At 65.7% G+C, this 22,529-nt stretch carries 22 protein-coding genes and 1 pseudogene; 7 read left to right on the top strand and 16 right to left on the bottom strand.

The genetic code is table 11. The annotated features are described in order from the left end of the window. From AC1DYX_RS11395 to AC1DYX_RS11410, 4 genes are all read right to left on the bottom strand, one after another. Positions 1 to 304 (bottom strand): citrate/2-methylcitrate synthase (locus tag AC1DYX_RS11395; RefSeq protein ID WP_477258922.1); only part of this gene is annotated, 304 nt, incomplete at its 3' end. 26 nt (positions 305 to 330) lie between these two features. Then, positions 331 to 1,221 carry a methylisocitrate lyase gene (prpB, locus tag AC1DYX_RS11400; protein WP_477258923.1) on the bottom strand — a complete coding sequence of 297 codons (891 nt, stop codon included), beginning with the start codon at positions 1,219 to 1,221 and terminating at the stop codon, positions 331 to 333. A 286-nt stretch (positions 1,222 to 1,507) separates the two neighbouring features. Next, the gene (locus AC1DYX_RS11405; protein ID WP_477258924.1) at positions 1,508 to 3,175 is read right to left on the bottom strand and encodes a cation acetate symporter; all 1,668 of its coding nucleotides are present in this window, start codon (positions 3,173 to 3,175) and stop codon (positions 1,508 to 1,510) included. Continuing rightward, a complete protein-coding gene (locus AC1DYX_RS11410) occupies positions 3,172 to 3,501 on the bottom strand; it encodes a DUF485 domain-containing protein (RefSeq protein WP_477258925.1) in 330 nt (109 codons plus the stop codon). The genes AC1DYX_RS11405 and AC1DYX_RS11410 overlap by 4 nt, the downstream gene beginning before the upstream one ends. 166 nt (positions 3,502 to 3,667) lie before the next feature. On the opposite strand from AC1DYX_RS11410, the gene prpR reads away from it, so the two are divergent. From prpR to AC1DYX_RS11425, 3 genes are all read left to right on the top strand, one after another. After that, on the top strand, positions 3,668 to 5,290 hold the full coding sequence (prpR, locus tag AC1DYX_RS11415; RefSeq protein ID WP_477258926.1) for a propionate catabolism operon regulatory protein PrpR: 1,623 nt from the start codon (positions 3,668 to 3,670) through the stop codon (positions 5,288 to 5,290). Between the two features lie 252 nt (positions 5,291 to 5,542). Then, complete coding sequence (locus AC1DYX_RS11420; RefSeq protein WP_477258927.1) at positions 5,543 to 6,919, top strand: pyridoxal-phosphate dependent enzyme; 1,377 nt, start codon at positions 5,543 to 5,545, stop codon at positions 6,917 to 6,919. A gap of 8 nt (positions 6,920 to 6,927) precedes the next feature. Beyond that, on the top strand, positions 6,928 to 8,112 hold the full coding sequence (locus AC1DYX_RS11425) for a trans-sulfuration enzyme family protein (protein WP_477258941.1): 1,185 nt from the start codon (positions 6,928 to 6,930) through the stop codon (positions 8,110 to 8,112). Between the two features lie 43 nt (positions 8,113 to 8,155). Here AC1DYX_RS11425 and AC1DYX_RS11430 read toward each other — a convergent pair whose 3' ends face one another. The 6 genes from AC1DYX_RS11430 to clpS form a co-directional block, all read right to left on the bottom strand. Beyond that, positions 8,156 to 9,799, bottom strand: coding sequence for a methyl-accepting chemotaxis protein (locus AC1DYX_RS11430; protein ID WP_477258928.1), 1,644 nt, complete (start codon positions 9,797 to 9,799; stop codon positions 8,156 to 8,158). Between the two features lie 88 nt (positions 9,800 to 9,887). After that, positions 9,888 to 10,604: a LytR/AlgR family response regulator transcription factor gene (locus tag AC1DYX_RS11435; protein ID WP_477258929.1), complete on the bottom strand. Its 717-nt coding sequence runs from the start codon at positions 10,602 to 10,604 to the stop codon at positions 9,888 to 9,890. Then, positions 10,601 to 11,671 (bottom strand): sensor histidine kinase, encoded by a 1,071-nt coding sequence (locus tag AC1DYX_RS11440; protein ID WP_477258930.1) that lies wholly within the window; start codon positions 11,669 to 11,671, stop codon positions 10,601 to 10,603. Before AC1DYX_RS11440 ends, AC1DYX_RS11435 begins: the two co-directional genes overlap by 4 nt. A 6-nt stretch (positions 11,672 to 11,677) precedes the next feature. Beyond that, positions 11,678 to 12,571, bottom strand: a complete 894-nt coding sequence (locus AC1DYX_RS11445; protein WP_477258931.1) for an alpha/beta fold hydrolase — start codon at positions 12,569 to 12,571, stop codon at positions 11,678 to 11,680. 184 nt (positions 12,572 to 12,755) lie between these two features. Further along, on the bottom strand, positions 12,756 to 15,056 hold the full coding sequence (gene clpA / locus AC1DYX_RS11450) for an ATP-dependent Clp protease ATP-binding subunit ClpA (protein WP_477258932.1): 2,301 nt from the start codon (positions 15,054 to 15,056) through the stop codon (positions 12,756 to 12,758). Next, on the bottom strand, positions 15,053 to 15,355 hold the full coding sequence (gene clpS / locus AC1DYX_RS11455) for an ATP-dependent Clp protease adapter ClpS (RefSeq protein ID WP_258818328.1): 303 nt from the start codon (positions 15,353 to 15,355) through the stop codon (positions 15,053 to 15,055). The genes clpA and clpS overlap by 4 nt, the downstream gene beginning before the upstream one ends. Before the next feature lie 339 nt (positions 15,356 to 15,694). Between clpS and cspE the strand changes: the two genes are divergently transcribed. Further along, positions 15,695 to 15,898 (top strand): transcription antiterminator/RNA stability regulator CspE, encoded by a 204-nt coding sequence (gene cspE, locus AC1DYX_RS11460; RefSeq protein ID WP_036165387.1) that lies wholly within the window; start codon positions 15,695 to 15,697, stop codon positions 15,896 to 15,898. Between the two features lie 190 nt (positions 15,899 to 16,088). On the opposite strand, the gene icd is transcribed toward cspE, so the two are convergent. Next, positions 16,089 to 17,342 carry an NADP-dependent isocitrate dehydrogenase gene (gene icd, locus AC1DYX_RS11465; RefSeq protein WP_477258933.1) on the bottom strand — a complete coding sequence of 418 codons (1,254 nt, stop codon included), beginning with the start codon at positions 17,340 to 17,342 and terminating at the stop codon, positions 16,089 to 16,091. A 166-nt stretch (positions 17,343 to 17,508) separates the two neighbouring features. Here icd and AC1DYX_RS11470 point away from each other — a divergent pair, with 166 nt between their 5' ends. After that, positions 17,509 to 18,078: a pseudouridine synthase gene (locus AC1DYX_RS11470; RefSeq protein ID WP_477258934.1), complete on the top strand. Its 570-nt coding sequence runs from the start codon at positions 17,509 to 17,511 to the stop codon at positions 18,076 to 18,078. Between the two features lie 125 nt (positions 18,079 to 18,203). Continuing rightward, positions 18,204 to 18,413 (top strand): hypothetical protein, encoded by a 210-nt coding sequence (locus tag AC1DYX_RS11475; RefSeq protein WP_477258935.1) that lies wholly within the window; start codon positions 18,204 to 18,206, stop codon positions 18,411 to 18,413. Positions 18,414 to 18,579: 166 nt separating this feature from the next. On the opposite strand, the gene rpsT is transcribed toward AC1DYX_RS11475, so the two are convergent. After that, a complete protein-coding gene (rpsT, locus tag AC1DYX_RS11480; protein ID WP_477258936.1) occupies positions 18,580 to 18,846 on the bottom strand; it encodes a 30S ribosomal protein S20 in 267 nt (88 codons plus the stop codon). Between the two features lie 223 nt (positions 18,847 to 19,069). Between rpsT and murJ the strand changes: the two genes are divergently transcribed. Then, positions 19,070 to 20,614: a murein biosynthesis integral membrane protein MurJ gene (gene murJ, locus AC1DYX_RS11485; protein WP_477258937.1), complete on the top strand. Its 1,545-nt coding sequence runs from the start codon at positions 19,070 to 19,072 to the stop codon at positions 20,612 to 20,614. Between the two features lie 21 nt (positions 20,615 to 20,635). Here murJ and AC1DYX_RS11490 read toward each other — a convergent pair whose 3' ends face one another. The 4 genes and pseudogenes from AC1DYX_RS11490 to AC1DYX_RS11505 form a co-directional block, all read right to left on the bottom strand. Next, positions 20,636 to 21,451 carry a type II secretion system protein gene (locus AC1DYX_RS11490; protein WP_477258938.1) on the bottom strand — a complete coding sequence of 272 codons (816 nt, stop codon included), beginning with the start codon at positions 21,449 to 21,451 and terminating at the stop codon, positions 20,636 to 20,638. Positions 21,452 to 21,455: 4 nt separating this feature from the next. Continuing rightward, positions 21,456 to 21,848 carry a type II secretion system protein gene (locus AC1DYX_RS11495; RefSeq protein WP_477258939.1) on the bottom strand — a complete coding sequence of 131 codons (393 nt, stop codon included), beginning with the start codon at positions 21,846 to 21,848 and terminating at the stop codon, positions 21,456 to 21,458. 3 nt (positions 21,849 to 21,851) lie between these two features. Continuing rightward, the gene (locus tag AC1DYX_RS11500) at positions 21,852 to 22,331 is read right to left on the bottom strand and encodes a type II secretion system protein (protein WP_477258940.1); all 480 of its coding nucleotides are present in this window, start codon (positions 22,329 to 22,331) and stop codon (positions 21,852 to 21,854) included. Beyond that, positions 22,328 to 22,529, bottom strand: a pseudogene (locus AC1DYX_RS11505) (hypothetical protein); the annotation flags it as partial. The gene AC1DYX_RS11500 and the pseudogene AC1DYX_RS11505, both read right to left, overlap by 4 nt.

Below are 22,529 nucleotides of genomic sequence, written 5' to 3' on the forward strand. Positions count from 1 at the left end.
CATCCATCGGATGCGCACCGGCCGGCAGCGCTTCCAGCGCGGCCTTCACCGCGTGCGGCAGGCCGCGCAGCGATTTCAGCCTGGCCTTGTAGCCCTTCAGTTCCGCCGCGTTCGGCAGCTTGCCGTGCACGAGCAGGTAGGCGATTTCCTCGAACTCGCTATTGTCCGCCACGTCCAGGATGTCGTAGCCGCGGTAATGCAGGTCGTTGCCCGAGCGGCCCACGGAGCACAGCGCGGTATTGCCGGCCGCGACGCCGGACAGGGCCACGGATTTCTTCGGCTTGAAGGTGGGGGTATCAGTCATCGTAGTCTCCTTTGACTTGTTCTGGATTATCTGGCTTTGTTCTGGGCGAACAGTGCGTCGAGCTTCTGTTCATAGCTGTGATAGTCGATACGCTCGTAGAGTTCCGCGCGCGTCTGCATCGTGTCGACGACGTTCTTCTGCGTGCCGTCGCGGCGGATCGCCGCGTAGACGTTTTCCGCGGCCTTGTTCATCGCGCGGAAGGCCGACAGCGGGTACAGCACGATGTCGACGTCGGCGCCGCGCAGCTCGTCCACCGTGAACAGCGGCGTCGCGCCGAATTCCGTGATGTTGGCGAGGATGGGCACCTTGACGGCTTTCTTGAACTGCGCGTACATCTCCAGGCTCGTGATGGCTTCCGGGAAGATCATGTCGGCGCCCGCCTCCACGCACGCGACGGCGCGCTCGACGGCTTTCTCGAGGCCCTCGAYCGCGAGGGCATCGGTACGCGCCATGATGACGAAGTCGTCGTCCGTGCGCGCGTCGACGGCGGCTTTCACGCGATCGACCATCTCGGCCTGGCTGACGATCTCCTTGCCCGGACGGTGACCGCAGCGCTTGGCGCCGACCTGGTCCTCGATATGGCAGGCGCCGGCGCCGGCCTTGATCAGCGAACGCACGGTGCGCGCGACGTTGAACGCCGACGAGCCGAAGCCGGTATCGATGTCGACGAGCAGGGGCAGGTCGCACACGTCGGTGATACGGCGCACGTCGATCAGCACGTCTTCCAGCCCGGAGATGCCGAGGTCCGGCAGGCCCAGCGATCCGGCCGCGACGCCGCCGCCGGACAGGTAGATGGCACGGTAGCCGGCGCGCTTGGCCAGCAGGGCGTGGTTGGCGTTGATCGCGCCGRTCACCTGCAGCGGATGTTCTTCCTGGACGGCCTGGCGGAATCGGGCGCCGGCGGATTGTTGGCTCATGTCCTTACCTTTCTCGAAGCGGTTCTGTGTTGGATGGCCTATGGTTTGCAAGGACCATGCCACGCGCATCTGGCTGCGAATAACCCGGAATATCAAGGACTTGGATGCGCCAGCCGGCTGCGACGCGTTTCATGGCGTTTCAGAGTGAAACACCGAAACGAAACACGTTCGACGAGACATGGCGCTGTAAACGTAAAAAAACCCGCCGCGGGCGGGTTTAGGCTTGGTGGGCATTTGGGGCCGGGGGCCCCAAATGAAACGAGCCCACCATGCACATCAATGACGATCAGTGCGCCGATGCGCCTGCGGCACCGATACCGGTCTCCGAACGCACTTCCTGCGCCTCGTAACCGGCCTTGTCGATCGCGGCACGCTGGCTCTTGTCCGTCACCGAGAACAGCCAGACACCGACGAAGCCGACGGTCATCGAGAACAGCGCGGGCGAGGTGTACGGGAAGATCTCGGCCGTGTTGTGGAACACGTCGACCCACACGGACTTCGACAGCAGGGTCAGGATCACGGCCGTGCCCAGGCCCAGGAAGCCGCCCACGGTCGCGCCGCGGGTGGTGCACTTGCTCCACAGGACGGACATGAACAGCACCGGGAAGTTGGCCGAGGCCGCGATTGCGAATGCCAGCGACACCATGAAGGCGACGTTGATCTTTTCGAACACGATACCCAGCAGCACGGCGGCGATGCCCAGGCAGACCGTCGTGATGCGCGACACGCGCAGTTCGCTGCCCGGGGCCGGCTGGCCCTTCTTGATCACGGTGGCGTACAGGTCGTGCGACACGGCCGAGGCGCCGGACAGCGTCAGGCCGGCCACGACGGCCAGGATCGTTGCGAACGCGACGGCCGAGATGAAGCCGAGGAACACGTCGCCGCCGACGGCATTCGCGAGGTGCACTGCCGCCATGTTGTTACCACCCAGCAGCTTGCCGGCAGCATCCTTGAAGGACGGGTTCGTACCGACCAGCACGATTGCGCCGAAGCCGATGATGAAGGTCAGGATGTAGAAGTAGCCGATCCAGGTGGTCGCCCACAGCACCGATTTACGTGCTTCCTTGGCGCTCGGGACGGTGAAGAAGCGCATCAGGATGTGCGGCAGGCCGGCCGTACCGAACATCAGGGCCATGCCGAACGAGATGCCGGAGATCGGGTCCTTGATGAAACCGCCCGGGCCCATGATCGCATCTTTCTTGCTGTGCACTTCGACGGCCTTGGCGAACAGCGCTTCCGGGCTGAAGTTGTACATGGCCAGCACGGAGAACGCCATGAACGAGGCGCCGCCCAGCAGCATCACGGCCTTGATGATCTGCACCCAGGTCGTCGCGGTCATGCCGCCGAACAGCACGTAGACCATCATCAGCGCGCCCACGATCACGACGGCGATCCAGTAGTCCAGGCCGAACAGCAGCTTGATCAGCTGGCCGGCGCCGACCATCTGGGCGATCAGGTAGAACAGCACGGTGACCAGCGTGCCGGAGGCCGCGAACATGCGGACCGGCTTCTGGGCAAAGCGGTAGGCGGCCACGTCGGCGAACGTGAAGCGGCCCAGGTTGCGCAGGCGCTCGGCCATCAGGAACGTGATGACGGGCCAGCCGACGAGGAAGCCGATCGCATAGATCAGGCCGTCGAAGCCGTTCGCGAACACGGCGGCGGAAATGCCCAGGAACGAGGCGGCCGACATGTAGTCGCCGGCGATCGCCAGGCCGTTCTGGAAGCCGGTGATGCCGCCGCYGGCCGTGTAGAAGTCGGACGCGGAACGGGTGCGCTTGGCGGCCCACTTGGTGATGAACAGGGTGAAGACCACGAACCCGACGAACATGATGATCGCGGTCCAGTTGGTGGGYTGCTTCTGGGCCTGGCCCAGGTCGGGCGCGGCGAGCACGGCGCCGGTGGCGCCCAGCAGCGCCAGGGCGGCGGCGCCGCGGATGAGGTTCTTGGTCTTCATGCGCGTACCTTCTCCTTGCCGGCGGCAGCGTTGCGTTGGATGGCGTCGGTCAGTGCGTCGAACTCGTTGTTGGCGCGGCGCACGTAGATGCCGGTGACGGCGATCGTGAACAGGATCACGAACAGGCCCAGCGGCACGCCCCAGGACATGACGCCGGCGCCGATCTTCGAGGCCATGAACTGCTTGTCGAACGCATTGAGCAGCGTGAAACCGTAGTACACGATCATCACGGCCCAGGTCAACAACCAGCCGAAGCTGGAACGCGTCTTGACGAGCTTGTGGTAATTGGGGTCGCTCTTGACCCGCTGAACAATGTCATCTTCCACTTTTGTCTCCATTCTTAGTCATCTGCCGTTCAGGTGGACGGGCTGATAATGATCCTAAGTGTGCCTCCTTACCCAATTCTTACGGCTGGCGGAAAATATTTACGTCACGCGTTTCAACTTGAAACCAAATTGAAACATCGGTTGCACGTTGGAGTATACTTGCAACATGAGTTATCCGACCCGTCCCGCGCCCGCGCCGGATCCGGGCGCCGGCAAGCCCGTCATCTGGACGGTATCCGTGTCACGCCTGTCCGACCTGTTCCGCCACATCACCCCCGAGTACGACCACCTGGCCCAGATCGAGCCCCTGGCGCTGGGCTTCGACGAGGCCGCGCGCCACATCCGCGAACGCATGGCCACGGAACACTGCGACGTCGTGATCGCGGCCGGCTCCAACGCGGCCTACCTGAAGGGTCGCGTGTCGGTGCCCGTCGTGGTCGCCAGCGCGAGCGGCTTCGACGTCATGCAGGCCCTGGCACGCGCGCGCCGCATGTCCACGCGCATCGGCCTCGTGCAATACCAGCGTCCGCTGGCGGAACTGGCCGACTTCACGGCCACGTTCGGCCTCGCCATCGAGCAGCGCACCTATGTGACGGAAGACGATGCGCGCGCCACCATCGCCGAGCTGAAGGCGGCCGGCGTCGAGGTCATCGTCGGCGCCGGACGGATCACCGACCTCGCGGAGGAAGCGGGTCTCAAGACGGTGTTCGTCTACTCGCTCGACTCGATCCGGCGCGCCTTCGACGACGCCCTCGAGATGGCGCGCCTGACCCGGCTCGAGAGCGGACGCGGGCGGCGCGGCGCGGACGCCGACAGCCGCCGCGTACGGCGCGGCCTGAACGATTTGCGCGGGGAATCCGCCGCGATGGAACGCCTGCGCCAGACCGTCGTGCTGTACGCGCGCTCGCCGGCCACGGTGCTCATCCAGGGCGAGACGGGCAGCGGCAAGGAACTCGTGGCCCAGGCCATCCACCGTGAGAGCCCGCGGCGCGGCGCCAACCGGCCGTTCGTCGCCGTGAACTGCGGCGCGATCGCCGAGTCGCTGCTGGAGTCGGAATTGTTCGGCCACGAGGAAGGCGCGTTCACCGGCGCACGCCGCGGCGGCCACGCGGGACTGTTCGAGGCGGCCGACGGCGGCACCCTGTTCCTCGACGAGATCGGCGAGATGCCGCTCGCGCTGCAGACACGCCTGCTGCGCGTGCTGGAAGAACGCGAGGTCGTGCGCGTGGGCGGCACGCGTCCGGTGCCCATCGACGTGCGCGTGATCAGCGCCACGCACTGCGACCTGGAGGCGCGCGTGCGCGAGGGGCGCTTCCGCGCCGACCTGTTCTACCGCCTGGCCGTGCTGCGCCTCGCCCTGCCCCCGCTGCGCGAGCGCCGCGCCGACATCCCGCAGCTGGCCGAATGGGCGCTGAAGAACGCGCTCGCCGCGCTGAGCGCCCGGCCGCATCCGAACCTGGCGGCCGAGATTGCGGCGTGCGCGCCGCTGCTGGCGGGCCATGCCTGGCCGGGCAATGTGCGCGAGCTGCGCAACGTGATGGAACGACTCGCCCTGTTCCTCGCGGCCGAGCCGCTGCAGGCGCTGACGCCGGCCTTCCTGCTGACCGTCGCGCCGGAACTGGGCGCGGCCCCTACCCCGCCCGCCGCGGCGCTGCCGGTGCCCGCCTTGCCTGCGCAGGAAAACGTGGCCGACGTGCTGGCGCGCTTCAACGGCCAACGCGACGCGGCCGCGCGCCACCTGGGCATCAGCCGGACGACCTTGTGGCGCAGATTGAAGGCCGGAAACTAACCCGCCTGGTAGGGTGGGCGGCCCCCGCCCACGCGGACGTTTGCGCGCCAGATGCGTCCGCGTGAGCACAGGGTGCCCACCCTACCCGCCATCCAGCATGGATACGCCGGGTCCGCCTTAATGCGCCCCAACGCACACGCCCGTCGAAAGCCGTAGTATTATTTTTTTAATACGGCCTGGCGCCCGATCGGTGCCAGCTTTTGCACGCGCCGCCCATGAAGCGGCGCGCCCGCCCGTTCGCACGGAGGTACTATGCAAGACCTGTCGCAAGCCGCACTGTTTTCGCTGATCGGCAACACCCCGCTGGTCGAAGTCACCCGCATGGACACCGGCCCCTGCCGCCTGTTCCTCAAACTCGAATCCCAGAATCCCGGCGGCTCCATCAAGGACCGCGTCGGCCGCGCCATGATCGAGGCGGCGGAACGCGACGGCCGCCTCAAACCGGGCGGCACCGTCGTCGAGGCGACGGCCGGCAACACGGGGCTCGGCCTTGCCCTCGTCGCGCGCATCAAGGGGTACCGCGTCGTGCTCGTCGTACCCGACAAGATGGCGTCGGAAAAGATCCTGCACCTGAAGGCGCTCGGCGCCGAGATCCACCTGACCCGCTCCGACGTCGGCAAGGGCCACCCCGAGTACTACCAGGACTACGCGGCCCGTCTCGCGCGCGAGATCCCGGGCGCCTGGTTCGCCGACCAGTTCAACAATCCCGCCAACCCCCAGGCCCACGAAACGACCACCGCCCCCGAGATCTGGGACCAGATGCGCCACGAGCTGGACGCCATCGTCGTGGGCGTCGGCTCGTCCGGCACGCTGACTGGACTGTCGCGCTTCTTCGCGCGCGTGCAGCCCGACCTGGAATTCGTACTGGCCGATCCGCAGGGCTCGATCCTGGCCGACTACGTCAAGACGGGCAAGGTCAGCGACGTCTCCGGCTCCTGGGCCGTGGAAGGCATCGGCGAGGATTTCATCCCGTCCATCGCCGACATGACGCGCGTAAAAACGGCGTATTCGATCAGCGACGAGGACAGTTTCAACACGGCGCGCGAGCTGCTGCGCCAGGAAGGCATCCTGGCCGGCTCCTCGACGGGCACGCTGCTCGCCGCCGCGCTGCGCTGGTGCCGCGAGCAGACGACGCCGAAGCGCGTCGTGACGTTCGTGTGCGACACGGGCACGCGCTACCTGACCAAGGTCTACAGCGACGGCTGGATGGTCGACCAGGGCCTGCTGCACCGCCCGCAGCTGGGCGATTTGCGCGACCTGATCGGGCGCCGCTTCGACGATGGCGAAGTCATCACCGTCGCCCCGTCCGACACGCTGCTGACGGCGTTCAACCGCATGCGCAGCGCCGACCTCGCGCAAATGCCCGTCGTCGACAAAGGCAAGCTCGTCGGCCTGATCGACGAATCGGACCTGCTGCTGCACGTGACCCGTGAAAGGGAACGTTTCAAGGCGCCCGTCTCCGGAACGATGACATCCGACCTGCAGACGCTGGCGCCATCCGCCAGCATGCAACAGCTGCGCGACATCCTCGACCGGGGGCTGACGGCCGTCATCGCCGACGGCGACCATTTCTATGGCCTGATCACCCGCTTCGACCTCCTCAACCACCTGCGCCGGACACTGACGTGAGTAATCCTGTGAGCCATCCAGACGACACCAAGAAACACCACATCGCCACACGCGTGATCCACGGCGGCCAGCGGCCCGATCCGGCCACCGGCGCCGTGATGCCGCCCATCTACGCGACCTCGACCTTTGCCCAGGACAGCCCGGGCGTGCACAAGGGCCTGGACTACGGCCGCTCGCACAACCCGACGCGCTGGGCGCTGGAGCGCTGCGTGGCCGACATCGAAAGCGGCGGCGCGGCCTATGCGTTCGCGTCGGGCCTGGCGGCCATCGCGGCCGTGCTCGAACTGCTGCCGGCCGGCGCGCACATCGTGGCCGGCGACGACATGTACGGCGGCACGTACCGCCTGTTCGAGCGCGTGCGCCGCCACAGCGCCGCGCTCGACTTCACCTACGTCGACCTGACGGACCCGCTCGCCCTCGCGAACGCGCTGCGCCCGGAGACGAAGATGGTCTGGGTGGAGACGCCGACGAACCCGATGCTCAAGCTCGCCGACCTGCACGCCATCGCGCAACTGTGCCGTGAGCGCGGCGTGATGACGGTGTGCGACAACACGTTCGCCAGCCCCATCAACCAGCGCCCGCTGGAGCTGGGGATCGACATCGTCGTGCACTCGACCACCAAGTACATGAACGGCCATTCCGACGTCATCGGCGGCATCGCCGTCGTCGGCGGGCTGGCGCACCAGCAGGCCTGGCGCGAGCGCCTCGGCTTCATCCAGAACGCCGTCGGCGCCATCCAGGGCCCGTTCGACAGCTTCCTCGTGCTGCGCGGGATCAAGACGCTGGCGCTGCGCATCGAGCGCAGCAACACGAACGCGCTCGACCTGGCGCGCTGGCTGGAAGGCCAGCCGAAAGTCCGGCAGGTCTACTACCCGGGTCTCGCTTCGCATCCCCAGCATGAGCTGGCGCGGCACCAGATGCACGGCTATGGCGGGATCATTTCGATCGCCCTCGACACCGACCTCGCCGGCGCGCGCCGCTTCCTCGAGCACTGCGACGTATTCACCTTGGCCGAGAGCCTGGGCGGGGTCGAGAGCCTGATCGAACACCCGGCCATCATGACGCATGCGACGATTCCCGCGGACCAGCGCGCGCGGCTGGGCATCAGCGACGGTTTGATCCGGCTGTCGGTGGGCATCGAGCACGTGGACGACCAGCGCGCCGACCTGGCGCGGGCGCTGGCGGCGATCTGAACCCGTATCCGTGTAGGGTGGGCACCCCGTGCCCACCCTACTCTTATGCCCAGGCCGGGGCCGGAAGCGCCAGATCGTGCGCGCTGGTGTCCGGAATCGCGTGCGCCGCCGGTGCGGCGAGGACGGGACGGCCGGGCGCGCCGTCGCGCACGCGGAACGTGGACACGACCCCGGTCAGTTCCCCGGCCTGCGCACGCATCGTTTCCGCCGCAGCCGCCGCCTGCTCGACCATGGCGGCATTCTGCTGGGTCGCCTCGTCCATGTCGGCGATGACGCGGCGCACCTGGGCGATGCCGGCCGCCTGCTCCGAGCTGGCGCCGTCGATCGCATGCAGCAGGTCGGCCACCTGCTGCACGCGACCAAGAATCTCGCGCATCGTGCCGCCGGCCGCGCTGGCGATGCCGGCGCCGGATTCGATCGCGCCCGTCGACTCGCCGATCAACTGCTTGATCTCTTTCGCGGCCGATGCCGAATGCTGGGCCAGGTTGCGCACCTCGGCCGCGACGACGGCGAAACCGCGTCCTTCCGTGCCGGCGCGGGCCGCTTCGACGGCCGCGTTCAGCGCGAGGATATTCGTCTGGAAGGCAATGCCGTCGATCATCGCCGTGATGTCGCCGATGCGCGCGGCCGACTGACGGATCGTTTCCATACGCTCGACCATCTGTTCGACGGCCCCCGCCCCTTCCTGTGCCACGCCGGACGCGGCCAGCGCGAGTTCGTTGGCGTCATGCGCGTTGACGTGGTTCTGTTCCACGGCTTCCGTCAGGTCGGCCATCGCCTGCACGGTTGCATGCAGGCTGCGCGCCTGCTCTTCCGTCCGGTGCGACAGGTCGCGATTGCCGGCCGCGATCTCGGCCGACGCATCGTCGATCAGGCGTGCGCTGTCGAGCACCTTCACGACCGTGGCCGAGACGCCGTCCGTCATGTGGTTCAGCGCATCGAACAGGCGGCCGATCTCGTCGCCACGCGCGTGCGCGATGGTGGCGCTGAGGTCGCCGTGCGCCACGCGCTCGGCGAGTCCGACCGCCTCCTGCAGCGGCGTCACGATGCTGCGCGTGAGCAGCCAGCCAGCCGCGCAGCCGACCACCAGCGCGGCCGCGCCGAAGGCCGGCAGCAACACGCGGCTGAAGGCGTACGCTTGCGCGGACGTCGCCGCCATCGCATGCGCCGCGCGCGTCTGGTACGCCAGCAGCGCGTCGATGGCGTGCGTGTAGGCGTCGAACGTGGTCGCCAGGTCGCCGGCCACCATCTGCTCGACGTCCTGCGTCTTGCCGAGATCCTTGGCCTGGAACACTTGCTGGCGCACTTGAAGGTACGCGGCCTTGCGCCGCGTGGCGGCGTCGACCAGTGCGCGTTCGTCCGGGGCGGTCGGCAGCGCGGCCAGTTTGCCCACCAGCGCGGTGGCGCTCGTTTCGCCCTGGGCGAGCTGGGCCTGGAAATAATCGGCGGCTTCCAGGCTGTCGCTGCGGGCGATGGCCACGGCGCGCATGCCGTTCAGCCGGGTCATGCCCAGCAGTTCGGCCGTCAGTTGCTGCCGGGCGAGCTTGTCGTTGACGAGATCGTTCGCGATGGCGTTCGCGGCCTGCAGGCGCCAAAGTGCGACGACGGAAATGATGACGATGGCGAGGGACACCACGGCGAAGGCGCCGAGGATCTTGGTGCCGGTCTGGAGCTGTGACAAACGCATGGGAAAGGCCCAAAGTGAGGAACGCTACCAATCATAGACATGCCGTATGACAACAAAATGACGGCAGGTCCATGGCGTCGATCCTGGCTCACAGGCTGGCCAACTGCCTGAACTCGGCCGCGCGGCGGCGCGCCACGTCCACCATGTCGCCACCTGACAGCAGCAGGTCGAAGCCGCCCGCCTCGTTCGGCGTCACGCGCTGCACGTGCTCCAGGTTGACGATGTGGCTGCGGCTCGCGCGGAAAAAGCATTGCGGGTCGAGCGTTTCCTCGAATTGCTTCAGGGACCGCAACACCAGCGGCCGATGCGCGCCGAAATGCACACGCGTGTAATTCCCTTCGGCGCTCAGGAAGCGCACGTCGCGCAGGGCCACGAACCAGCACCGCTCGCCGTCGCGGATGAACAGTTTCCGGTCCGTCTGCGGCGGGCGTGCCGGCTCCCGCCCCCGGCGCTGCGCGCAGCGATCAAGGGCGGCAGCGAGCCTCGCTGCCTGCACCGGCTTTTGCAGGTAGTCGAGCGCGTTCACTTCGAAGGCCTGCAGCGCATAACGGTCGTACGCGGTGGTGAAGATCACGTCCGGCACGGCCTCCAGCGCCGCCAGCAGGTCGAAGCCGCTTCCGCCCGGCATTTGCACGTCGAGGAAGAGCAGGTCGGGCTCGAGTTGCGTGATCTGGCGCAGCCCGTCGGCCGCATCGACCGCTTCGCCCACGATGTCGATGTCCGGGTGCGCCTGCAGCAGGCGGCGCAGCTCGGCCCTGGCCAGGCGCTCGTCGTCGACCAGCAGCACGCGCAGCCGCGCCGTCACGTGGCCTCCGGCAGCCGCATCGTGGCACGCACCCAGCCGTCCTGCTCGCACAGGTCGAGGTGCGCCCCCTCGCCCAGCGCCAGCGCCAGCCGCTGGCGCGCATTGGCGAGACCCGTGCGGGTCGAGCCGGACAGCGCCTGGATCGCCCCCGCGTTCGCGACTTCGATGACGGCCGCACCATCGTCCTGGCGACGCGCATGGATCCGGATGTCGCTGCCCTCCGGCCGGGCTTCGACGCCGTGCTTGACGGCGTTTTCGACGAGGGTCTGCAAGGCCATGGGCGGGATGCGCGCCGTATCGAGTCCGGGCCCGACGTCGATCTGCGCGCGCAGGCGCTGTTCGAAGCGGATCTGTTCGATGGCGAGATAGGCACGCACGACGTCGATCTCGTCCGCCAGTGGCACGGTGTCGTGCATGCCGGCCTGCAGCGCGTGGCGCATGACGCTGGTCAGCTCGTCGATCATGCGTGCGGCCGCGTCCCGGTCTTCGTAGACGAGCGCGCGCACGCTGTTCATGCTGTTGAAGAAGAAATGAGGATTCACCTGCGCCTGCAGTGCGCGCAACTGCGCGTCCTTGGCGCCGACCTGCAGACGCAGCGTCTCCGCCTCCAGCCGGTTGGCACGGCGCAGGGACAGGGCAGCGGTGTGGAACACGTTCCACATCAGGTGGAGGCACCACCACGATGCCAGCGCGGCGGGCAGCCAGGCCACGCCTCGCACGGGACCAAATGGTCGGATGACGATGTAGCCGAGCAGTTGCACCATGGTGTTCACGATGCCCAACACCAGCACGCCGGCGAGCACGACGCCCCATCCCATCCGCGCCTCGGGGACCTGCCGCCACTTCAGGATGCGATGCCACGCATCGGACAGGAGAAAACCGCTGGCCGATCCCCAGCAGCACACCAGCAGGTAGCGTTGGACATCGGCGGGCGCCGTATAGCCGGGAACGGGCGGCCGGTTAAGGACCTGCAGCACGAGCACCAGGCCCCAGCCGGCGCACTGGCAGACCCAATACCAGTTCAGGCGCGCGAGCAGGGGGCGGGCAGGCATCGGTGTGGCGGTCATCGCGGTTCAGTTCAAAAAGTGATCGATGCGATCATACATCCAGGCCGGGTCGTCGAGCATGATGAAATGACGCGCGGTATCGGCCAGCGCCACGTACACGCCGGGCAGACGCATGTACTGGTTGCGGTAGTTCTGCTCGAACATGTCCTTGATGCCGTAAGCCTTGTAGGCGATCCAGCTGCCCAGCACCAGCGTGGGCGCACGGATGCGGCCGACCTGCTCGCGCATGTCGTCGCCCATCATGTCGGCCATCGCATTGACCACGGTGCTGCGGTCGGACTGGGCGCCCCAGGCCTGCACGCGCTTCACGTCTTCGGGCCGGGTCACCATCGTACTCACTGCCATGTCGGTGGCGGCGCGGGCCGCGGCCGCATCCTGCGCCAGCATCATGCGGCGCATCCCCTCCCCCGCCTGCTTCACCTGCTCCGCGGTGGCGCCCGGCATCTGCGTGGCCGCGACCAGGCACGGCACGGCATCGACGATCACCAGCCTGCCCACCCGGTCCGGATGGTCGGCGGCCAGCTTCAGCGCCAGGAAGCCGCCCAGGCTGTGGCCGATCACGACCGGGTGCGCGAGATGATGCGCGACGATATAGTCGGCGAGCTGCTGTTCGGCCGTCGGCAGCAGTGCGCCGTCGATGGGCGGCACGCCCGCGAATCCGGCCAGGGTCAGCGCGTGGCATTGGAATTGCGGCTGCGAGGCCCCGCAGTAATGGGCGACGGTGCCGTTCCAGACCTCGCCCGACGACGCCAGGCCGGGAATCAGGATGATGGGCTGGCCTTGCGGATTGCCGCTGACGGTGACCCGGAACGCAGGGTGGCCGTCGGCCGCCTGCGTGACGGGGGATGCCAGCAACAGGCTGGCGGCGGTAGCGGCGAGAGCGAGGAAGGTACGCAGCATGGTTGACTCCGTGTTGTCGAAAATACCCATGCTAGGGAGTGGCCGATGGCGCGGCAACGCCGACTGGACGAGCGGTGCGCACGCCGGACGAGCGGCAGCGGGCGCTATCGCCCGCCACCAAAAAAAAGCCCGCACGAGGCGGGCTTTCCGGTGCAGCCTTGCGGCCGCGCGATCATGGGATCGCTTATTCGATTTCGACGGTCTCGACCGGTTCCGGCGGCGGCGGGACATCGCCTTCCGGGAACTCGAGGAACACTTCGTCCTTCTCGTTCAGTTCGACGGTGACGCGACCACCGTTGACGAGACGACCGAACAGCAGCTCGTCGGCCAGCGCCTTGCGGATCATGTCCTGGATCAGGCGCGACATCGGCCGTGCACCCATCTGCGGGTCGAAACCTTTCTTCGCGAGGAACTTGCGCAGTTTCTCGGTAAAGACGGCTTCCACCTTCTTCTCGTGCAGTTGCTCTTCCAACTGCATCAGGAACTTGTCCACGACGCGCAGGATGATCTCCTCGTCGAGCGCGCGGAAGCTGATGATCGCATCCAGGCGGTTGCGGAACTCCGGCGTGAACATGCGCTTGATGTCCGCCATCTCGTCGCCCTGTGCCTTCGAATCGACGAAGCCCACCGAACGCTTGGTCAGGCTTTCGGCACCCGCGTTCGTGGTCATGATGATGATCACGTTGCGGAAGTCCGCCTTGCGGCCATTGTTGTCGGTCAAGGTGCCATGGTCCATCACCTGCAACAGGATGTTGAAGATGTCCGGATGGGCCTTCTCGATCTCGTCCAGCAGCAGCACGGCATGCGGCTTCTTCGTGATGGCCTCGGTCAGCAGGCCACCCTGGTCGAAGCCGACGTAGCCCGGCGGCGCACCGATCAGGCGCGACACGGCGTGACGCTCCATGTACTCGGACATGTCGAAACGCACCAGCTCGATGCCGAGGATGAACGCCAGCTGCTTCGCGACTTCCGTCTTGCCGACGCCGGTCGGACCGGAGAACAGGAACGAACCGATCGGCTTGTCCTGCTTGCCGAGGCCGGCGCGCGCCATCTTGATCGCGGAGGCCAGCGCATCGATGGCCGGGTCTTGCCCGAACACGACGTTGCGCAGGTCGCGGTCGATGGTCTGCAGCTTGCTGCGGTCGTCCTGGTTGACGGTCTGCGGAGGAATCCGCGCGATCTTCGCGATGATGTCCTCGATCTCGGTCTTGCCGATGGTCTTCTTCTGCTTCGACTTCGGCAGCACGCGCTGGGCCGCACCGGCTTCGTCGATCACGTCGATCGCCTTGTCCGGCAGGTGACGGTCGTTGATGAAGCGGGCCGCCAGTTCGGCCGCCGTCGACAGCGCCGACGCCGAATACTTCACGCCGTGGTGCTCTTCGAAGCGCGACTTGAGGCCGCGCAGGATCTGCACGGTCTGCTCGATCGACGGCTCGTTCACGTCCACTTTCTGGAAGCGGCGGGACAGCGCATGATCCTTCTCGAACACGCCGCGGAACTCCGTGAACGTGGTCGCGCCGATGCACTTCAGCTGGCCGTTCGCGAGGGCCGGCTTGAGCAGGTTCGACGCGTCGAGCGTGCCGCCCGAGGCCGAACCGGCGCCGATGATCGTGTGGATCTCGTCGATGAACAGGATGCCGTTCGGCGTATCCTTGAGCTGCTTCAGCACCGCCTTCAGGCGTTGCTCGAAGTCGCCGCGGTACTTGGTGCCGGCCAGCAGCGCGCCCATGTCCAGCGAATACACGACGGCATTCTGCAGGATCTCGGGCACGTCTTCCTGGACGATGCGCCATGCCAGGCCCTCCGCGATCGCGGTCTTGCCGACACCGGCCTCGCCCACGAGCAGCGGATTGTTCTTGCGGCGGCGGCACAGGATCTGGATCACGCGATCGACTTCCTCCTCGCGCCCGATCAGCGGATCGATGCGGCCATCGGCGGCAGCCTTGTTCAGGKTCTGGGTGAACTGATCCAGCGGGCTTTCCTTGGCCTGGCCTTCGACCTGCGCTTCTTCCACGCCTTCCGACGCCTTCTGGCTGTCGATCTGCTGGTCCTTGCGCACGCCGTGCGAGATGAAATTGACCACGTCGAGACGGGTCACGCCCTGCTGGTGCAGGTAGTAAACGGCATGCGAGTCCTTCTCGCCGAAGATGGCCACGAGCACGTTCGCGCCGGTGACTTCCTTCTTGCCGTTCGACGCCGACTGGACGTGCATGATCGCGCGCTGGATCACGCGCTGGAAGCCCAGCGTCGGTTGGGTGTCGACTTCGCCGGTACCCGGCACGGTCGGAGTGTTATCGCCGATGAAATTCGTCAAGGTCTTACGCAGGTCTTCGATGTTGACCGCGCACGCACGCAGGACTTCAGCGGCCGACGGGTTGTCGAGCAGCGCCAGCAGCAGGTGTTCGACCGTGATGAACTCGTGCCGAGCCTGCCGCGCTTCGACAAAGGCCATGTGTAGAGATACTTCCAATTCCTGCGCAATCATACTTCCTCCATCACGCACTGCAGGGGGTGGCCTGCCTTGCGCGCATGCGTTAATACAAACTCCACTTTGGTACACGCTATATCTTTGGAAAACACGCCGCACACTCCTTTACCATGGCGGTGTACGGAAAGCATGATCTGCGTCGCCGTCTCGCGATCCTTGTTGAAGTACTCCTGGATGATGGCCACCACGAACTCCATCGGCGTGTAGTCATCATTGAGCAACGCCACCTGATACAAGGGGGGTGGCTTGACGGTCTGCCGCTCCAGCAGTTGTTCGGTATCTTGCTTGGTTGCCATAGGGGTATTCTAAATTGCTTTCGGTCTTCGTGTGTGCGGAAACTAACGCTCAAGGTAATCCCGCAGGGTAATCCCATTTGCTTTTCATCTTACGCGTTTTCCGGCTGCTGCGCAGATGGCGGTCCCATTGCAAAAATCAAGAGGTTGTTTTTTGGCGATTGTGAAAATTTTTACAACACCCGCTCAAAACCGCTTGACTTACAAGATTATTGCAACAACAATGCAGTTATCGACTTGTACTTATGTACTTGTTGATAAGAAGTGAGCAGGCTGAGGAGGGGGCAAGAAGCTTCTTGCTTTTATGGCTCGTGTGATTTGTTTATAATCGAAGGTTATTTTATGGCAACAGGTACTGTTAAGTGGTTCAATGATTCCAAAGGCTTTGGCTTCATCACCCCAGATGACGGCGGCGAAGATTTGTTCGCACACTTTTCCGCGATCAATATGAACGGTTTTAAGACCCTCAAAGAAGGTCAAAAAGTCCAATTCGAAGTCACGCAAGGCCCGAAAGGCAAGCAAGCTTCCAACATCGTCGGCGCGTAAGCACCCTCCGAAGCAGAAAGCCCCGCTGCGGCGGGGTTTTTTTCTGGCACAGCCGCCGCAGCGCCTCCCGCATCACCTCCCTCTTCTGCCTCGTCCCGGCACGGCAACACGCGCACCGTACTATATTAGTGTGGTAAACGAAAAAGCCCCGTACGCATACGGGGCTTGATGTGCGTCAATAAGATCGCACTTACATGTTTTCGATCATCACCTCGCCGAAGCCCGAGCACGACACCTGCGTCGCGCCTTCCATCAGGCGCGCGAAGTCATAGGTCACGCGCTTGGACGTGATCGCCCTTTCCATCGAACTGATAATGAGGTCGGCCGCTTCCGTCCACCCCATGTGGCGCAGCATCATCTCGGCGGACAGGATCAGCGAACCCGGGTTCACGTAGTCCTTGCCCGCATACTTGGGCGCGGTGCCGTGCGTGGCCTCGAACATCGCGACGGAGTCGGACATGTTGGCGCCCGGCGCGATGCCGATGCCGCCCACCTGGGCTGCCAGCGCATCCGAGACGTAGTCGCCGTTCAGGTTCAGCGTGGCGATCACGCTGTATTCGGCCGGGCGCAACAGGATCTGCTGCAGGAACGCATCTGCGATGGAATCCTTGACGACGATGTCCTTGCCCGTGCGCGGATTCCTGAACTTGCACCACGGACCGCCATCGATCATCTCGGCGCCGAATTCCCTTTGCGCCAGCGCATATCCCCAGTCACGGAAGCCGCCCTCCGTGTACTTCATGATATTGCCCTTGTGGACGATGGTCACGGACGGCTTGTCGTTGTCGACGGCGTACTGCAGGGCCTTGCGCACGAGGCGCTCCGTGCCTTCGCGCGACACCGGCTTGATGCCGATCGCGGACGTCTCCGGGAAGCGGATCTTGCGCACGCCCATGTCGCGGGTGAGGAACTCGATGACCTTCTTCGCCTCGGGCGACTCGGCGGCCCATTCGATGCCGGCGTAGATGTCTTCCGAGTTCTCGCGGAAGATCACCATGTCCGTCTTGTGCGGCTCGCGCAGCGGCGACGGCACGCCGTTGAAGTAGCGCACGGGGCGCAGGCAGACGTACAGGTCGAGTTCCTGGCGCAGCGCGACGTTCAGCGAGCGGATGCCGCCGCCGACCGGTGTCGTCAGCGGGCCCTTGATCGAGACGACATACTCGCGCACGACGTCCAGCGTCTCGGCCGGCAGCCAGACGTCCGGGCCATAGACCTGGGTCGACTTCTCGCCAGCAAACACTTCCATCCACGCGATCCTGCGCTGGCCACCATAGGCCTTCGCCACGGCCGCGTCGACGACCTTCAGCATCACGGGCGTGATGTCGACACCCGTGCCATCGCCTTCGATATAGGGAATGATCGGCTGGTCGGGGACGTTCAGCGAGAAGTCCGCGTTGACAGTGATCTTTTGACCACCGGTAGGTACTTTACTATGTTGGACCATTACGTTTCTCCGAAGTGGGCGCAAGGCGGGGCTGCGATCTCCATGGATTAGAATAGTGAGATGGCCGTCGGTCTTGTCTAAGACGCAACACTGGCACAACAATTATGCACCAGTATTGATGGCGGCGGGCCGCATGCTGTCTATTTTGCTCTAAAAACCATCCTTCATGTCCCTGATCCTGTTCAATAAACCTTTCCAGGTGCTGTGCCAGTTCTCGCGCGAGGACGAGCGCGAGACCCTGGCCGACTACCTCAACATCCCCAACATCTACCCGGCCGGTCGCCTCGACGCCGACAGCGAAGGACTGATGCTGCTGACCGACGACGGCCGCCTGCAGCACCAGATCGCCCATCCGGACCACAAGGAAGCCAAGACCTATCTCGTGCAGCTGGAAGGCGTCGCCGACCGCGCCAGTCTCGTGCGCCTGCAGGCGCCTATCGACCTGGGCGATTTCACGACAAAGCCCTGCCGCGCCACGCTGATCGCGGAACCGGACTGGCTGTGGCCGCGCAATCCGCCCATCCGCGTGCGCCAGGACAAGCCGACGAGCTGGATCGCGATCACGCTGGAGGAAGGGAAGAATCGCCAGGTCAGGCGCATGACGGCCGCCGTCGGCCTACCCACGTTGCGCCTCGTGCGCTCGAGCATCGGGCCGTTCTCGCTGGCGTCGCATCCATTGATGCCGGGAGAGTGGATGGAGGTACCGGCTGGCGCCGTGGGTGGCAGCAAGGTGTGAGGCGGCTCAACCTTTCCAAAAGTTAATGTTGGAAGGACAAAAAGCTGTCAACCGGCAATACCAGGGTGCCGTTAAGGGGGCAGATTCACCGTTGTGGATCAACATCTTCTTTAAAGGAACCCGAAATGTCCAAACTGATCGCTGGCCTGGTTGCTTCCCTGTTCGCCGTCTCCGCTTTCGCCGCTCCGCAGGCCGCGGCTCCGGCAGCATCCGCTCCAGCCGCGTCGGCCTCCGCCGAACCGGCTGCTCCGGCAAAGAAAGTGAAGAAGCACAAGAAAGCCAAGAAAGCCGCCGCCGCGAGCGAGGCCGCCTCGGCCGCACCGGCAACCAAGTAAGCACCAGCCGCCGTCCAGGCAGACAAAAGCAGCCGCGAGGCTGCTTTTTTTATGGCTGCGCTCAAAGCAACAGACAACAAAAAAACCCGCCGAACCTGGGTCGGGCGGGTTCTTCAGCCACGCCGGACACGCGGCCGTGGCCGCGCGGGCGTTGCTGTCGGGTGTATTAAGCCGACAGGCCCTTGATGGCGGCAGCCAGGCGGCTCTTGTGGCGAGCGGCCTTGTTCTTGTGGATGATTTTCTTGTCAGCGATGCTGTCGATGGTCGACACGGACTGCTGGAAGATCTGGGTCGCAGCGGCTTTGTCGCCAGCCTGGATGGCCTTGCGGACGGCCTTGATTGCGGTACGCAGGGTCGAGCGCTGAGCCGAGTTGTGCGCGTTTTGCTTAACTGCTTGACGAGCGCGCTTGCGCGCCTGTGCGGTATTTGCCATGGAATTTCCTAATCGGGGTCAAGTTGCGTTTGCAAACATTCAAACCGGCCCATTCCAGTGCCTGCCAAACGAGTGTCTGCTAACAGAATTCAATACAGCCCTCGATTATAGCGAAGGTTTCATCGTAGGGCAAATCCTCGTTCGCAATCTGTGCCGCCGCGTCCAGTGAAATAGCCCGGATACTGCGTTTCTGCAAGCAATAGCCCAGCTATAATCGCGGGCTATGAACCTACTCAAGACCCTGGCAGCCATCTCGAGCATGACGATGCTGTCCCGTATCACCGGCCTGTTGCGCGATTCCCTGTTTGCCCGCGCCTTCGGCGCCAGCGACTTCACCGATGCCTTCAACATCGCCTTCCGCCTGCCCAATCTGCTGCGCCGCCTGTTCGGCGAAGGAGCGTTCTCGCAAGCCTTCGTGCCGATCCTGGCCGAATACAAGAGCCAGAAAGGCGACGCCGCCACCCGCACCCTCGTCGACCATGTCGCCAATACCCTCGTGTGGGCGACGCTGCTGACCAGCATCGCCGGCATCGTCGGTGCCCCGATCGTCCTGTACGTCATCGCCAGCGGCCTGCAGGGCGACGCGTTCGACGCCGGCGTCGTCATGACCCGCCTGATGTTCCCGTACATCCTGTGCATGTCGTTCGTCGTGCTGGCCGGCGCCGTGCTCAATACCTGGCGCGAATTCAAGATCCCTGCATTCACACCGGTGCTGTGGAACCTGTCGTCGATCTTCTTCTCGCTGTTCATGGTGAAGTATTTCGACGTGCCGATCTATTCGATGGCCGTCGCCGTGATGGTCGGCGGCGCGCTGCAGGTCGGCGTCCAGGTGCCGGCGCTGAAGCGCATCGGCATGCTGCCGCGCCTGTCGCTGAATCCCCTCGCCGGCCTGTCCGATCCCGGCGTGCGCCGCATCCTGAAGAAGATGGGACCGGCCGTGTTCGCCGTGTCGGCCGCCCAGATCAGCCTGCTGATCAACACGAACATCGCGTCGCGCCTGGGGGCCGGCAGCGTCTCGGTGCTGCAGTACGCCGACCGGCTGATGGAATTCCCGACCGGCATGCTGGGCGTGGCACTGGGCACCGTGCTGCTGCCCAGCCTGTCGAAAGCGAACGCGGACGGCGACCCGGTCGAATACTCCGCCCTGCTCGACTGGGGCTTGCGCCTGACGTTCCTGCTCGCCCTGCCGGCCGCCGTCGGCCTGGCCACGCTGGCCGAACCGCTGATCGCCACGCTGTTCAACTATGGCCAGTTCGGCACGCGCGCCGTCACCGCCGCCACCGCGCCGCTGATGGCCTATGCGGCCGGCCTGCTCGGCATCATCCTCGTCAAGATCCTCGCCCCGGCCTTCTATGCGCGCCAGGACATCCGCACGCCGGTGCGCATCGCTATCGGCGTGCTCCTCGCCACGCAGTTGATGAACACGGTGTTCGTGCCGCTGCTGGGCGTGGCGGGCCTGGCGCTGTCGATCGGCCTGGGCGCCTGCATCAATGCCGTCTTCCTGTACACGGGCCTGCGCCGGCGCGGCATCTACGTGCCGCATGCCGGCTGGCTGTCGTTCTTCCTGAAGGTCGCCCTCGCCGTCGCGCTGATGGGTGCCGCCGCCTGGTTCGGTCAGGCGCAGTTCGACTGGACCGCGCTGCGCGCCCACGCCGTGCTGCGTGCCGGCGCGCTATTCCTCGTCATCGGCCTGTCCGCGGTCGTCTATTTCGCCGTGCTGCTGGCACTGGGCTTCCGTCCGCGCCAGTTCATGCGCCGCGCCAAGTGAAGAAATAAAGGGACGCGCGGCTCAAGGGTTGTCCGCCGGCGGGGGCGGAACGGGGTCGCTGTCGCCCTCGGTCCTGTCGGCCGACGGCGGATCCGCGGCCGGTTGGGCCTCAGACTCCGGCACCGGCGGTGGCGGCATGACCTCCGTTGGCGGCACCGGCACTGGCACTGGCACTGGCGCAGACGGTGGCGGGCCCGCCGGCCCCGTGTCCGACTGCGTCGCGCCCCGTCCGGGAAACAGCAACGGCTGCTCCGGCGGCGCGCCCGGGCCTGTCGGGGCGAACAGCGACGGCGCTCCCTGCGTCTGCCCATGCGTCTGACCCGCGAGCAGCGGCTGGCCCTGCACCTGTCCCTGCATCAGTGCCTGCCCCGTGGCCGCAAACTTCCAGTCCGAGACGTGCTGCTTGTTCTCGAACCCGGGAAAGCGCGCGTCGAAATGCGCCTGCTTGAGGGGCTTCGCCTTCGACAGGCTGTACACGGCCAGCACGCCCTTGCGGTCGCCGGGATTGGCCCAGACGATGCCCCACTCGGCCTTGCCCGTCAGCGGATCGACGAAGATCTTGCGCAGGTGCCGGCGCACGCCGGGAAAGCGCGGATCCTTCAGCAACTCCTTCAGCGACGGCGGCTGCGCCGGCTGGCCCTTGGGCGTCGCCTCGGCATACGTGCGTAGCGCTTCGCCGAACGCAGCGCCGGCTTCCAGCAGCTCCTGCTCGGCGCTGGCGCGGCGCAGCAACGAGTCGATCTTGAGCGTGGCCGCGCCGACGAGGCCGATCACTGTCACGAGGATGATCAGGCCGAGGTAAGTGAAGCCGCCCTCGCGCCTCGCCCTGCCCCGCATGGCCTCACCACTCGGCATATGGCTTGCCGTTGCGGCCCGTGCCCGGCGCACCGCTATGGATGTCGTAGACGCCGCCCTTGTCGCCCTCCTCGGGCGGCACGGTCGTCCAGGCGGAATCGCTGTCGGCAATCGGGTCGAACGGCAGCGTCGCCAGGTATTTCTTGTCGACGAGCTGCTGCAGCGAGTCCGGATAGCGCCCCGTATCGTCGTGGAACTGCTCGATCACGGCGCGCGTGTTGCGCAGGTTCTCGGCCAGGATGGTTTCCTTGGTGCTGTCGACCTTCGGGAAAAAGCGCGGCGCCGCGAGCGTCAGCAGCAGCGCCACGATGCCCAGCACCACCAGCAGTTCGATCAGGGTGAAACCCCGCATGCGCTCATTGCTCATTCTTTGGTTCATGCCTCACCAGCGGCTGTAGGAGATGCCGTTCAGGCCGACCTTGCCCGAGGTCGAGTAGACGTCGTACACGTCGTCGCCTTCCTTCGGTTCGTCCGGCTCGCTCGCATAACTGCGCTTGCCCCACGTTTCGGCATCCTTCAAATCGGCGTCGCCGTTGAACGGGTCGCGCGGCAGGCGGCGCAGAAAAAAGATCTTGGCCTTCTTCGGGCTCTTCTGGTCCGGCACGCCCTCGACCAGCACTTCCAGCTTCGGCGGATAGCCACTGGCGCCGGCCGCGCGTGCGATGCGGCCCTCGTCGCCGGCCTTCTTGTAGGCGTCGATGGCGGCGCGGATGTCGTGCAGCGCCACGCGCAGCTCCTGTTCGTGGCGGCGCTGCAGCGCGACCTGGGCCACCGGCACCACCAGCGTCCCCAGCAGGGCCAGGATCGCCAGGGTGACGAGCAGCTCGATCAGGGTGAAGCCGCGCGGGCGCCGGGCATTCATTTCTGGTTCGGGAACGCGGCGTTCGACGCCGGCACGGGGCCGCTCGCGGGCGGCACGGGCGTTGCCTCAGGCTGCGGCAACGGCGTGATGTTGATCGGCGGCGCGGCCGGCAGTTCGGACGCCGGTACGGACGGCGGCGCCGGCGGCAACGTGGCGCTGGCGCCGACGCTGGTCGCCGGCACCATCGCGCCCTGCCCG

The organism is Massilia sp. P2_C2, assembly GCF_056404615.1.